The organism is Streptomyces sp. A3M-1-3, assembly GCF_024213665.1.
Taxonomy (GTDB): Bacteria; Actinomycetota; Actinomycetes; order Streptomycetales; family Streptomycetaceae; genus Streptomyces.
Window position 1 is genome coordinate 54,481 of the sequence record NZ_JANAVP010000018.1, and the last position, 12,928, is coordinate 67,408.

Here is a 12,928-nt window from a genome sequence, read left to right on the forward strand (position 1 = left end):
GCTCCGCCGCGACGGCTAGCCCGTACGGGTGACAGTCGAAGACCCCTCCCAAAGGCGTGACCGTACGCCCAAGCGACGTAAAAGTGGACGCGCTTGCTCCTTGACGATCAGCTGCGACCACGCGGCTGCGACTTCGGCTCGTGGACTTCACTCAGGTTCAGTGCGTAGCGAATTCCTGGGCGGCCACCCAGCAGGACATCGCCGGTGGGCGCGAATCCCACGCGGGCCGGCACGGCTTGCGAGCCGGCGTTGTCGAGTGTCGTCGCGGCCCGCAGCACGGTCAGGCCGTACTCCGCGGCAGCAAGAGCGCATATCTCCCGAACGGCGGCCGTGGCCAGGCCCTGACGGGCGGCCCTCTCGGCGATCCGGTACCCGAGCTCGGCGGAACCGTCCGCCACATCGATCAGATTGACCCGCCCCAGCACCTCGCCGCCGCTGCCCACCAGCACGTTGAAGTAGTGCAGCCCGGCGGCCTGCTCGGCGAGCAGGTCGCTGTGCCGTGCGTCGAAGTGCGCGAAGTAGTCGTCGCCACGGTCGGGAACCGACGCGGCGAAGTAGGCCCGCTTCTCCTGCTCGAACACGAGCAGGGCAGGGCCATGGTCGAAGCGAAGGCGCGCTGAAGCTCAGGTATGGGAGAACGCTACGCACCTCTCGCGCTCGCGGGTGGCCCTGCCCCTGGGAGCTGCTCTGCCCGAGCGGTGGTGGGTTGAGCCGCGGTGACCGCGTGATCCCCCAGAGCTGTCCCAGGTCAGACCGTTGCGAACCGCCGGGCAGCGATGCCGAACCGGCCACCGCGCTTCCGCGCGCTGCGCCTGCCCCCTTGACGCGGCTGATCCCGGAGGGTGAGGGTCGTGCAACCAGGCGCAACGGGCTCGACGGCGGAGGTTGTCATGGCACTACGGTTCGTCGGTAAGGATCCTGAGTCCGGAGATCACGGATCTCCGGCTGTGTGGGTCGATGAGGAGACGAAGGATCTCCTCGTTCAGGGGTGGAAGGCGGACGAGCAGACGACCGGCGAAAGCTCGAAAGATGTTGCGATCCCCGACCACGAGACAGTGATCCGGGTACCGAAGCGGATGATCCCGCTTCTCAGGGAGGCGCTTGATGTCGCAGAGCTTGACTAGCTTTGCGGACCTTCTCCGGGCGGCTGAGAGATCGGCCGTCCATCTGGAGATGCGCGATGCGTACGGCGTAGAGAACGAGATCGAAGAGTTCGCGGCATGGAAGAGAGGCAACCGGCTCGATCCCGACGACCGTACGACATGGTGGCGGCCCTGGCTCGACCTTGTTCAGGAGGTCACGAGCAAGGGTGTGGTTATGCGCCGCGCCCGGATCGTCTCGGAGCCTGTCAGCGACTACATCCGCTTTGAACACTCCGGCACGTTCACAAACGTCGCGGCGGGCGAGAAGATTCGTTGGCTTCCTCGGCGTCACGCGTCCGAACTGACTCTGCCCGGTAACGACTTCTGGCTGTTCGACGGCCGGTTGGTTCAATTCAACATCTTTGATGGCGACGGCCGGTGGGTCCACACCGACCAGACGGAGGAGCCTGCCGTGGCTCAGCTCTGCACGTCGGCCTTCGAAGCAGTGTGGGAACGCGGTATCCCGCACGAGAAGTACAGCGTCTGACGCTGGCCGGCTGGTTCATGTCCTCGTCCCCGCTCTCCAGCGCACAAGCGGCGCGCGCCGCCCTGGCAGCCCGCTTGCAGGGCATCATGAAGGACGCCGGACTCACAGGGCATGAACTGGCCGCTCGGTGCGGCTGGCACAAGTCGAAGTCGTCACGGATCGCCCGAGGCAAAACACCGCCGTCCGACGCGGATATTCGGGCCTGGTGTACGGCTTGTGGGGCCGCGGATCAGATAGCGGACCTCATCGCGGCTTCACGCAACGCTGAATCCATGTACGTGGAGTGGAGACAGATCCACCGCGACGGGATGCGTCGCGTTCACGAGCAGACCGTTCCGCTGTACCAGCGGACCCGTCACTTTCGTGTCTACGCCTCCAACCTCGTTCCCGGGATGCTCCAGACCGCCGAGTACGCCACGGGTCTGCTCCGCTCCATCACAGAGTTCCAGGGCACCCCAGATGACGTTTCGGACGCCGTGCGGGCCAGGCTGGATCGCTCGCGCGTCGTACGCGAGGGCGACCACCGCTTTGCACTGCTGCTGGAAGAGACGGTTCTCTACTACCGCGTCAGTGACGACGAAGCCATGGCAGGCCAGCTTGGCTACCTGCTCTCCGTCATGGCCCAGCCGAACGTCTCGCTGGGAGTGATCCCTTTCGAGGCCCGCCGGACGGTCTGGCCCCTCGAAGCGTTCTACGCCTTCGATGACGCCCAAGTGGCCGTTGAGACTCTGACCGCAGAAATCAACGTGACGGCCCCAGGAGAGATCCGTACGTACCTGAAGGCGTTCGGTGAGCTGTCCCGAATCGCTGTGCACGGCTCGGAGGCTCGCGCCCGCATTACGAGGGCAATCGACTCACTCGGATGAATCTGTGCAACCACGTGCAACATCGTGGACCGCCAACTCATCTGCTCCATACGGTCGTTGCATCGAGAGCGGATCAGCCGGGGAGGCCACGCAATGGTGACGCAGAAGCCGCAGGGATACCACCTGAGCGAGCCACCGGCCGAGCCCTCGGCCAAGCCGGGTTGCTCCTCTTGCCTATCCATCGTGGTTGCCCGGGAGAACGCACGATCCAGGGGTGACTACAGCGGCGTGTCTGACCGCAATGTGGAGCTGCGCCGGCACCACGGAGACGCACACTGATGGACATGCAGACGTGGCGCGACGGTCGCGCGCGGGCGGAGGACGCCACCAAAGCGCTTCGGGAAGCGCTGGCAGCCTTGGGCGTCCCGGAGCGTGTGCAGGAGCATCTGCGGCCGATGGTCACTCGCACCGGCAGGCCGTACGTGCATGTGGGCACGGTGCGGGCAGACCACATCGAGCAGATAGCGGAAGCGCTGCGTATCGCGGCTGCCGTGGGTAATCCGGCGGCACGCTCCGAGCGGGCCTGACAGAGCCCTCACAGCCCTTGCGGGGGCACTCGTTTGAACTTCCGCCCGGCAGGGGCGGCAGGGCGGCCCGTGGACGCGTGGGCCCTCGGTGACAGCAAGCGGCCGGACATAGAGCCGCTGCGCTACACCACGGAAGAACTGGATGCGGCCGGTATCGACCCGGCGCGCTTCGGCCTCTCGGCCTGACCCACGGAACCACCCGACTGACGGCCCTGCCCTTCCCCCGAGGGGCGGGGCCGTCGCCCTCTCAGGAACGGATCTGCGTTGCACATCCATGGTTACGCCTGGCTGGGTGAGAAACCCGCATTCGACAAGGAAGGCGACAGACGGCCGGAGCACCCTGGTTTCTCGTACTCCGAACTGCCGCCCATGCAAACGGCCCACTGGCTCCTGAAACCGTCGCCATTGATCCGGGGGACGTGGGAGGAGCCGAAGGAAGCAGCCGAATGGCTCGGCAACCAACTAACGGAGTTCGCCCCCCGGTTCGCCTTACAGTCCGAGCAGGACACCACACGGCTTGCCGGTCTGGTGGCCTCAGCCGTGGAACGGCTGGCCTGGGGCGGGGACGTGTCCCACGGGCACTACTTGAGAGACATCTCACGTGCCTAAGAAGTCAAGCCGCGACGACCAACTCCGCTGTCGAGGAGGTAAAAGCATGCTGTTCGTCCAAGAGCTGTCCGGTCTGCAAGCAGTGGTAGAGCTGGCCGATCATGCGGTTGAACAGGTGCCGCTGGGCCTGGGCATGCCAGTCCCCGTGCTCGCGTCGTCGGCGGTAGTGCGCGTCAGCCCCAGAAGAGGCTCTCAGCGAGGAGAAGGCCCAGAGAAATCCAGCGGTGATCAGCCGGTCGTTCTTGATGAAGCGCCGTCCGACGTAGCGTTTCTTGCCCGAAGCGCGAGTGATGGGAGCCGATCCCGCGTAGGCCTTCAAGGCGCGGGCGTCGGCGAAGCGGCTGCGGTCGTCTCCGATCTCGGCGAGCACCCGGGCGGCGAGTTGTACTCCCAGGCCGGGAAAGCTGAGGAGGATCTCAGCGTCCGGGTGCCGGCGAAAATGTTCCTCCACCGCCGTCGCGAGTTCCTCGGCGGCCAGGCAGGCTGCGTCCAACTGGCGTATCAATGCCAGAAGTTGATAGCCCATGGCATCCTCGACGGCCTGCGGCTGGTGGGCGTAGTCAGCGCGGAAGATGGTTCGCAGGCGATCGGCCTCGGCGTCGATGCCCCGGGTGCGGCCCGCGCGTTTCAGTGCCGCCCGCAGCTGGGCCGGGGTGAGTCTGGCGGCCCTGGCCGGGGTCGGTGCCGAGGTCAGCACCGCGCGAGCCTCGGGGCGGGCCAGGCCGTGCTGCTTGCCCAGAAAAGCGTCCAGGGCGGCAGGGAAGAACTCCCGCAGCAGCGAGCGGACCTGGTTGACCAGCTGCTGACGCGCCCAGACCGCGTCTTGCTGGGCACGGGCGAGGACAGTGATCGCCCGTGCGAGATCGGTGTCGGCGGGCAGCTGGCGGTGCGCGTGTCTATCGGTTCGCAGGATGTTCGCCAGGACCAGGGCATCGCCGGGGTCGGACTTCTTGCGCGAGACACTGTGACGGTCGCGATAGCGGGCCGCAGCGAGGGGGTTGATCGCGTAGATCGGCCGTGTTCCGGTGTTCAGGGCGGCAACGAGCAGGCCCCGTCCGGTCTCGATGGCCACCGGAATCGGTTCCTCGACGGTGTCGCCGTACTCGGCGAGCAGGTCCAGCAGCAGCCGGTAGCCCGCCGCGTCATCCGTGATGCGGCGCTTGGCCAGCAGCTGTCCGGTGTTATCGACCAGAGCCACGTCATGGTGGCTCTCGGCCCAGTCGATCCCGCAGAACACGGTCACACGGTTCTCCATTCTCTTGTTGTGTGCGCAGGTGGGGAGCCTGTGCGGGCCACGCGGCGACCTAATTCCAGGACTCTTCGGTCCGCCATCTCACTAGCCGTTCGCGGCACCAGCGCACCGCAGGGGCCTCCGTCTTACGAAGAGCTCGGCGGCTCGGGAGGAAGCGAAGAGGTCGCCCTGCGACGGGCTCACACCACAACGATCTACGTGCGGGAGGCCGGGTTGGGTTCCGCAGCGGCCCGAGACACCGGGCGCCACCGTTCTCTCATAAGGCCTCGACGGGCCGGGAACCGACAGGAGTCTGCCCGGTGCCCACGCGGCCGCTACGAACCCAACCCGCTTCAACAGTCCAGCAGCTCACCCACGAGCTGGTCTGGAACCGCCTACACACGAATTAGGAACCCTGTTCCACTCCGTAGCCCTGGTGACGTGCTCACCCAACCGGGCATCGCCGGAGCTGACGTGCCCGGCACCGTAGTTCGGCAACGACGAAGCCCCGGCCAGTGGCCGGGGCTGCTGTCCCGGACGGGCCGGGAGCCGATCACGGCTCCCGGACCACCCGGGAAGGTCGGTGACCTGCGAAACCCTGCTACGGCAGGTTCCTTGCCATCACGATCCGCTGGACCTGATTCGTACCTTCATAGATCTGCGTGATCTTCGCGTCGCGCATCATGCGCTCCACCGGGTAGTCGCGGGTATAGCCGTAGCCGCCCAGGAGTTGGACCGCGTCCGTGGTGATCTCCATGGCCGCGTCCGAGGCGTAGCACTTGGCGGCCGCGCCGAAGAACGTGAGGTCGGCGTCGACGCGCTCGGACTTGGCGGCCGCCGCGTAGGTGAGCTGGCGGGCCGCCTCCAGCTTCATCGCCATGTCCGCGAGCATGAACTGCACGCCCTGGAAGTCGGCGATCGGCTTGCCGAACTGCTTGCGCTCCTGGACGTAGCCCTTGGCGTAGTCCAGCGCGCCCTGCGCGATGCCGAGGGCCTGGGCCGCGATCGTGATGCGGGTGTGGTCCAGGGTCTTCATCGCCGTGGCGAAGCCGGTGCCCTCCTCGCCGATCATGCGGTCGGCGGGGATCCGGACGTTGTCGAGGTAGACCTCGCGGGTCGGGGAGCCCTTGATGCCGAGCTTCCGCTCCGGCGCGCCGAAGGAGACGCCCTCGTCGGACTTCTCGACCACGAACGCGCTGATGCCCTTGGAGCGCTTGGTGGGGTCGGTGACGGCCATCACCGTGTAGTACTCGCTGACGCCGGCGTTGGTGATCCAGCGCTTCACGCCGTTGAGGATGTAGTGGTCGCCGTCGCGGACCGCCTTGGTCTTCATGCCCGCCGCGTCCGAGCCGGCGTCCGGCTCGGAGAGGCAGTACGAGAACATCCCGTCGCCGGCGGCGAGCGGGCCGAGGTACCTCTTCTTCAGGTCCTCGGAGCCGGAGAGGATCACCGGCAGCGAGCCCAGCTTGTTGACGGCCGGGATCAGGGAGGAGGAGGCGCAGACGCGGGCCACCTCTTCGATGACGATCACGGTCGCGAGGGCGTCGGCGCCCGCGCCGCCGTAAGACTCCGGTACGTGCACCGCGTGCAGGTCGGAGGAGACGAGGACGTCCAGCGCCTCCTGCGGGAAGCGGGCCTGCTCGTCCACCTCCGCGGCGAACGGCGCGATCTTCGCCTCGGCGAGGGAGCGGACGGTTTCGCGGAGCATGTCGTGCTCTTCGGCCGGGCGGTACAGGTCGAAGTCGGTCGCGGTGCCGCTCACCTTTGACGCCAAGGTCTTTCACTCCCCAAGGATGCTAACTACCGTTAAGTAACCCAATTTTAGACGGCTGCCGCCCACCGGCATACGTGAGCTTCGCGACAGCGGCGGCGGACACAGGGGAACGTCCCCGGAAAATGCCCGACTATGCTCGGGCGCGCACGCCTGCCCGCACCCCACTGGAGCACCACATGGCCCTTAAGATCACCGTGATCGGCACCGGCTACCTCGGCGCCACGCACGCCGCGGCCATGGCCGAGCTGGGCTTCGAGGTGCTCGGGCTGGATGTCGTCCCCGAGAAGATCGAGCTGCTGGCGGCCGGCAAGGTCCCGATGTACGAGCCGGGGCTGGAGGAGCTGCTGCGCAAGCATGTCGCGGGGATAGAGGGGTCGAGCGGACGCCTGCGCTTCACCACGTCGTGGGAGGAGGTCGGCGAGTTCGGCGATGTCCACTTCGTGTGCGTGAACACTCCGCAGAAGCAGGGGGAGTACGCGTGCGACATGTCGTACGTCGACGCCGCCTTCGAGTCGCTGGCGCCGCAGCTGCGGCGGGCGGCCCTGGTCGTGGGCAAGTCGACCGTGCCGGTCGGCAGCGCGGCCCGGCTCGCGGCGCGGCTGGCCGAGCTGGCGCCGGTGGGCGCGGCGGCCGAGCTCGCCTGGAACCCGGAATTCCTGCGCGAGGGCTTCGCCGTACAGGACACGCTGCACCCGGACCGGATCGTCGTGGGCGTCGAGAGCGAGCGGGCCGAGAAGCTGCTGCGTGAGGTGTACGGGACTCCGGTCGGGAGAGGGGCGCCGTTCGTGGTGACGGACTTCCCGACGGCCGAACTGGTGAAGACCTCCGCGAACTCGTTCCTGGCGACCAAGATCTCGTTCATCAACGCGATGGCCGAGTTGTGCGAGGCGGCGGACGGCGACGTGGTGAAGCTGGCCGAGGCGATCGGGTACGACGAGCGCATCGGGTCGAAGTTCCTGCGCGCCGGAATCGGCTTCGGCGGCGGCTGTCTGCCGAAGGACATCCGCGCGTTCATGGCGCGCGCGGGTGAGCTGGGCGCGGACCAGGCGCTGACGTTCCTGCGCGAGGTCGACTCGATCAACATGCGGCGGCGCGGGCACATGGTCGAACTCGCCCGGGACGCGGTCGGGGGCGGCGGCTTCCTGGGCAAGCGGGTGGCGGTGCTGGGCGCGACGTTCAAGCCCGACTCCGACGACGTACGGGACTCACCTGCGCTCAATGTCGCCGGTCAGATCCACCTGCAGGGCGGCCAGGTGATGGTGTACGACCCGAAGGGCATGGACAACGCGCGGCGCCTCTTCCCGACGCTCGGGTACGCGGACACGGCGCTGGAGGCGGCCCGGGGCGCGGATGTGGTGCTGCACCTGACGGAGTGGCGCGAGTTCCGCGAGCTGGACCCGGCGGAGCTGGGCGAGGTGGTCGCGGAGCGACTGATCCTTGACGGCCGCAACGCCCTGGACCCGGTCCGCTGGCGCGAGGCGGGCTGGACATACCGAGCAATGGGCCGCCCCCGCGGGTAGCTTGTTCATGGCCTGACACGCCGGGCGCGGGCAGCCGCCTCGGCCGTCGTAGACGCCGGTACGGCCGCGGGGCTGCGGGTCGCTCCGGCCGGGCATGACGCGCCCGGCGCCGGAGCTGACAGGGCATGGGTGCTGCCGGAACGGCTCCGGGGCTTCCGTCGGGGCGTGCTCAGGGTTTGGGGGTGCGTTTTGCACGGTACGTGCGCATTTTCGCTCGGCTTCCGCAGACCGACATCGTGCACCAGCGGCTGCGGCCCGCCGGGCTGCGGTCGTAGTACGCCCAGCGGCAGTCCTCCGCCTCGCACGCCTTGAGACGTGACCAGGTGCCGGCCGTGACGGCCTCCGCGACGGCCGCCGCGATACGGGCGGTCAGGCCGGAGCCGTCGCCGGCCGCGCTCAGCGCCGCCGCGCCCTCCTGGTCCACCGTGACGACGAGCGGAGCGCCCGACAGCAGGCGGGTCAGGGTGCCGGCCGCCTCGGGCGGCATGTCCTGGCCCGCGTGGGCCAGACACGCGGCCCGCAGCGCCTCCCGCAGTTCCTCGGCCCCCGCGAGTTCGTCCCCGGAGAGCGCGAACGTCTCGGCGAGGCGGTCCTCGCCCGTGTCGACGCTCAGCGTGTTCACCAGCGCTTCCACGAGCGCGAGGCCCCCCGGCGCGGGCGCTCTCTCATTCATGCTTGCGACGTTACCTCCTATGCGGGAGTATGAGGTAACGGTTACCGGTTAGAGATAGGTACCGGTAACTCCCGCGAGGAGGAGAACCATGGCTGTCGCCAAGCTGGGCACCGTCGTCCTGGACTGTCCCGACCCGCACGCACTCGCCGCCTTCTACGCCGAACTGCTCGGCGGCAAGGTCGAGGCCGACGACGAGGGGTGGGTGGATCTCAGCGGGTACGAAGGGACGCCGCTCTGCTTCCAGAAGGCACCGGGGTACGTGGCTCCGAGGTGGCCCGCGCCGGACGCCTCGCAGCAGTTCCACCTCGACCTCACCGTCGAGGATCTCGACGCCGCGGAGGCGCGGGCGCTCGCGCTCGGCGCGCAGGCACTGGACGCGGACGACCGGACGCGGTCCTTCCGGGTCTATGCCGACCCGGCCGGGCATCCGTTCTGCCTCTGCGCCTCCTGACCGCGGCGTAGTACGGCCATACGTCCGGGGGCGGGGGCGGGCACTTTGCGCGCGCCCGCCCCCGCCCCCGCCCGGCCCCCGTCGCGTCAGGAAATGACCGCGTTGGACGGGCCCCGGCGGGACTGGATGTCCCGGGCCACGTCCTCCGCCGCACGAAGCACCCGTACCGCGTTCTGCCAGGTCAGCTTGGCCAGGTCCGCCGAGGACCAGCCCCGGCGCAGCAGCTCGGCGATGAGGTTCGGGTAGCCCGCCACGTCGTCCAGGCCGGCCGGGGTGAACGCCGTGCCGTCGAAGTCGCCGCCGATGCCGATGTGGTCGATCCCGGCGACCTCGCGCATGTGGTCGAGGTGGTCGGCCACGGTGGACGCGGTGGCGACCGGGCGCGGGTGAGCGGCCTCGTACGCGCGGTGGACCTTCATCGCCTCGGGCGTGGTGTCGAGGGGGTGCAGGCCGTGGGCCCGCATGTTCTCGTCCGCCGCCTGGGTCCAGGCGACCGCCGCCGGGAGGATGAACTTCGGGACGAACGTGGCCATCGCGACGCCGCCGTTGGCCGGGAGCCTGCCCAGGACGTCGTCGGGGATGTTGCGCGGGTGGTCACAGATCGCACGCGCGGACGAGTGCGAGAAGATCACCGGCGCGGTGGAGGTGGCGATGGCGTCGCGCATCGTCGTGGCGGCCACGTGCGAGAGGTCTACGAGCATGCCGCAGCGGTTCATCTCCCGTACGACCTCCTGGCCGAACGGGGTCAGGCCGCCGGCCCGCGGGACGTCCGTCGCGGAGTCGGCCCAGTCGATGTTGTCGTTGTGCGTGAGGGTCATGTAGCGGACGCCGAGCGCGTGCAGGGCGCGCAACGTCGCCAGCGAGTTGTTGATGGAGTGGCCGCCCTCGGCGCCCATCAGGGAGGCGATCCGGCCGTCGCGGCGGGCCTGCTCCATGTCGTCCGCCGTGAGCGCCCGGCTCAGGTCCGCCGGGTAGCGGGCGATCAGCTGGCCGACGCCGTCGATCTGTTCCAGGGTCGCGCTGACCGCCTCGTCGCCCGCCATGTCGGAGCGTACGAACACGGACCAGAACTGCGCGCCGACGCAGCCGGCCCGCAGCCGCGGGATGTCGGTGTGCAGGTACGCCGACTGGTCGGCAGCGATGTCCCGCTGCGCGAGGTCGTAGCGGACCTGTTCGCGCAGCGCCCACGGGAGGTCGTTGTGACCGTCGGCCACGGGGTGGTCGGCGAGCAGTTCGCGGGCCCGGCCGAGGTACTCGCCGTACTCCTCCTGCTTCTGGGACTCCTCGTGGTCCTCGTGCTTCTCGTGCTCCACGGCTCCTGTGCCTTTCGCCGTCACTGGCCGAAGCCGAACGAAGCCGCGCTCTCGACCTTCGACCGCAGGCGCCTGCCCTTCTCGGTCGCCTGCTCGTTCAGCTCCTGCTGGAACTCGCGCATACGGGCGAGCAGGTCCGCGTCCTGGGTCGCGAGGATGCGCGCCGCGAGCAGCCCCGCGTTGCGCGCGCCGGCCACCGAGACCGTGGCCACCGGGACGCCCGCCGGCATCTGGACGATGGACAGGAGCGAGTCCATGCCGTCGAGGTACTTCAGGGGTACGGGAACGCCGATCACCGGGAGCGGGGTGACGGAGGCGAGCATGCCCGGCAGGTGGGCCGCGCCGCCGGCGCCCGCGATGATCGCCTTCAGGCCGCGGCCGGCGGCCTCCTCGCCGTACGCGATCATCTCGCGCGGCATGCGGTGCGCGGAGACGACGTCGACCTCGTACGGGATCTCGAACTCGTCCAGGGCCTGGGCGGCGGCTTCCATGACGGGCCAGTCGGAGTCGGAGCCCATGACGATGCCGATGAGGGGAGAGCTGGGGGAACTCATTCCGTGACCGTTCCTCTGAGGTAGCCGGCTGCGTGACGGGCGCGTTCGATTACGTCGTCCAGGTCGTCGCCGTAGGTGTTGACGTGACCGACCTTGCGGCCCTGCTTCACGTCCTTGCCGTACATGTGGATCTTGAGCTGCGGGTCGCGGGCCATGCAGTGCAGGTACGCCGCGTACATGTCGGGGTAGTCGCCGCCGAGGACGTTCGCCATGACCGTCCACCTGACGCGCGGGCGCGGGTCGCCGAGCGGCAGGTCGAGGATGGCCCGGACGTGGTTGGCGAACTGCGAGGTGACCGCGCCGTCCTGGGTCCAGTGCCCGGAGTTGTGCGGGCGCATGGCCAGCTCGTTGACGAGTATCCGGCCGTCGGTCGTCTCGAACAGTTCGACCGCGAGGTGGCCGACCACGCCCAGCTCCTGCGCGATCCGGAGGGCGAGCTGCTGGGCCTGGCCCGCCAGCTCGCCGGCGAGGTCCGGGGCGGGGGCGATCACGGTGTCGCAGACGCCGTCGACCTGGACGGACTCGACGACGGGGTACGCCACGGCCTGGCCGTGCGGCGAGCGGACGATGTTCGCCGCGAGCTCGCGGCGGAAATCGACCTTCTCCTCGGCGAGGACCGGCACACCGGCCCGGAAGGGGGCCTCGGCGTCCGCTTCGGAACGGACGAACCAGACGCCCTTGCCGTCGTAGCCGCCGCGCACCGTCTTGAGGATGACGGGGAAGCCGTCACCTTCGGCCGCGAAGGCAGTCACATCGGCGGGGTCCGCCACGATGCGGTGCCGGGGGCAGGGCGCGCCGATCTCGTCCAGCTTGGCGCGCATCACCCCCTTGTCCTGGGCGTGCACCAACGCCTCGGGCCCCGGCCGGACGGGAATGCCGTCCGCCTCCAGGGCCCGCAGGTGCTCGATCGGGACATGCTCATGATCGAACGTGATCACATCGCAGCCGCGCGCGAAGGCGCGCAGCGTGTCCAGGTCGCGATAGTCGCCAATGACGACATCGCTGACCACCTGGGCCGCCGAGTCCTGTGGGGTATCGCTGAGGAGCTTGAATCTGATGCCGAGGGGGATGCCCGCCTCGTGGGTCATACGGGCGAGCTGACCGCCGCCGACCATGCCGACTACCGGGAACGTCACGCCACCAGGGTATCCGCCACGCCCGACCGCCCCGGTCCAGCCCGCAGGGGCGTACTCGTGGCCCGGCGATTAGCATGGCTGGGTTGACGCAATCGACCGACAGGGGCTAGCGATCATCATGAGCGCTGTGTCGTACAAGCGGGCAGCACTCTCCGCACGGCTGCGGCAGCTCGCCCGCGAGGTCGCCAAATTCGGCGCGGTCGGCGGCCTGGGCCTGCTGGTCAACCTGGGTGTGTTCAACCTGCTCCGGGCCACCACCGACCTCCAGGTGGTGCGGGCCAGCGTGCTGGCGACCGTCGTCGCCATCGGGTTCAACTACGTGGGGTTCCGTTACTTCACGTACCGCGACCGCGACAAGAGCCGCCGTACCCGGGAGCTGACGCTCTTCCTGCTGTTCAGCGCACTCGGCCTGGTCATCGAGAACGGCGCGCTGTACGTCGCGACGTACGGTTTCGGCTGGGACACCCCGCTGCAGAGCAACGTCTTCAAGTTCCTGGGCATCGCCGTCGCCACCCTCTTCCGCTTCTGGTCCTACCGCACCTGGGTGTTCCGCGCCCTTCCCGCGCGCGAGGCCGTGCAGGCCGCCGAAGCTTTCCTGGAGACCCCGAGGGCGCGGGTCGGAGCGGAACGATCCCACCGATAAGG

Annotated in this window: 14 protein-coding genes and 1 pseudogene; 8 read left to right on the forward strand and 7 right to left on the reverse strand. The window is 68.8% G+C overall.

The features are described from left to right. Positions 1-107 precede the first annotated feature (107 nt). A complete protein-coding gene (locus NLX86_RS21065; RefSeq protein WP_254373296.1) occupies positions 108-581 on the reverse strand; it encodes a GNAT family N-acetyltransferase in 474 nt (157 codons plus the stop codon). A gap of 309 nt (positions 582-890) precedes the next feature. On the opposite strand from NLX86_RS21065, the gene NLX86_RS21070 reads away from it, so the two are divergent. From NLX86_RS21070 to NLX86_RS21090, 5 genes and pseudogenes are all read left to right on the forward strand, one after another. Continuing rightward, a complete protein-coding gene (locus NLX86_RS21070) occupies positions 891-1,124 on the forward strand; it encodes a hypothetical protein (protein WP_254373297.1) in 234 nt (77 codons plus the stop codon). After that, the gene (locus NLX86_RS21075) at positions 1,105-1,629 is read left to right on the forward strand and encodes a DUF6879 family protein (RefSeq protein WP_254373298.1); all 525 of its coding nucleotides are present in this window, start codon (positions 1,105-1,107) and stop codon (positions 1,627-1,629) included. Before NLX86_RS21070 ends, NLX86_RS21075 begins: the two co-directional genes overlap by 20 nt. A gap of 17 nt (positions 1,630-1,646) precedes the next feature. Beyond that, a complete protein-coding gene (locus NLX86_RS21080) occupies positions 1,647-2,495 on the forward strand; it encodes a helix-turn-helix transcriptional regulator (protein ID WP_254373299.1) in 849 nt (282 codons plus the stop codon). A 278-nt stretch (positions 2,496-2,773) separates the two neighbouring features. Then, a complete protein-coding gene (locus NLX86_RS21085; protein WP_254373300.1) occupies positions 2,774-3,022 on the forward strand; it encodes a hypothetical protein in 249 nt (82 codons plus the stop codon). A gap of 72 nt (positions 3,023-3,094) precedes the next feature. After that, positions 3,095-3,208, forward strand: a pseudogene (locus NLX86_RS21090) (DUF397 domain-containing protein); the annotation flags it as partial. A 427-nt stretch (positions 3,209-3,635) separates the two neighbouring features. On the opposite strand, the gene NLX86_RS21100 reads toward NLX86_RS21090, so the two are convergent. Together NLX86_RS21100 and NLX86_RS21105 are read right to left on the reverse strand one after the other, a co-directional pair. Then, positions 3,636-4,886, reverse strand: coding sequence for an IS110 family transposase (locus NLX86_RS21100; protein ID WP_254373301.1), 1,251 nt, complete (start codon positions 4,884-4,886; stop codon positions 3,636-3,638). Positions 4,887-5,463: 577 nt separating this feature from the next. After that, a complete protein-coding gene (locus NLX86_RS21105; protein ID WP_254373381.1) occupies positions 5,464-6,570 on the reverse strand; it encodes an acyl-CoA dehydrogenase family protein in 1,107 nt (368 codons plus the stop codon). Between the two features lie 242 nt (positions 6,571-6,812). On the opposite strand from NLX86_RS21105, the gene NLX86_RS21110 reads away from it, so the two are divergent. Beyond that, the gene (locus NLX86_RS21110; protein ID WP_254373302.1) at positions 6,813-8,156 is read left to right on the forward strand and encodes a UDP-glucose/GDP-mannose dehydrogenase family protein; all 1,344 of its coding nucleotides are present in this window, start codon (positions 6,813-6,815) and stop codon (positions 8,154-8,156) included. Between the two features lie 169 nt (positions 8,157-8,325). Here the strand turns inward: NLX86_RS21110 and NLX86_RS21115 are convergent, their stop codons facing one another. Then, on the reverse strand, positions 8,326-8,829 hold the full coding sequence (locus NLX86_RS21115; protein WP_254373303.1) for a CGNR zinc finger domain-containing protein: 504 nt from the start codon (positions 8,827-8,829) through the stop codon (positions 8,326-8,328). Between the two features lie 88 nt (positions 8,830-8,917). Between NLX86_RS21115 and NLX86_RS21120 the strand changes: the two genes are divergently transcribed. Continuing rightward, on the forward strand, positions 8,918-9,280 hold the full coding sequence (locus tag NLX86_RS21120) for a VOC family protein (protein WP_254373304.1): 363 nt from the start codon (positions 8,918-8,920) through the stop codon (positions 9,278-9,280). A gap of 86 nt (positions 9,281-9,366) precedes the next feature. Here the strand turns inward: NLX86_RS21120 and NLX86_RS21125 are convergent, their stop codons facing one another. The 3 genes from NLX86_RS21125 to NLX86_RS21135 form a co-directional block, all read right to left on the reverse strand. Continuing rightward, on the reverse strand, positions 9,367-10,512 hold the full coding sequence (locus NLX86_RS21125) for a dipeptidase (RefSeq protein WP_254373382.1): 1,146 nt from the start codon (positions 10,510-10,512) through the stop codon (positions 9,367-9,369). 101 nt (positions 10,513-10,613) lie between these two features. Next, positions 10,614-11,147 (reverse strand): 5-(carboxyamino)imidazole ribonucleotide mutase, encoded by a 534-nt coding sequence (gene purE, locus NLX86_RS21130; protein WP_254373305.1) that lies wholly within the window; start codon positions 11,145-11,147, stop codon positions 10,614-10,616. Next, positions 11,144-12,283 (reverse strand): 5-(carboxyamino)imidazole ribonucleotide synthase, encoded by a 1,140-nt coding sequence (locus NLX86_RS21135; RefSeq protein ID WP_308409623.1) that lies wholly within the window; start codon positions 12,281-12,283, stop codon positions 11,144-11,146. Before NLX86_RS21135 ends, purE begins: the two co-directional genes overlap by 4 nt. A 118-nt stretch (positions 12,284-12,401) precedes the next feature. On the opposite strand from NLX86_RS21135, the gene NLX86_RS21140 reads away from it, so the two are divergent. After that, positions 12,402-12,926, forward strand: a complete 525-nt coding sequence (locus NLX86_RS21140; RefSeq protein WP_254373306.1) for a GtrA family protein — start codon at positions 12,402-12,404, stop codon at positions 12,924-12,926. The last annotated feature ends 2 nt before the right edge of the window (positions 12,927-12,928 follow it).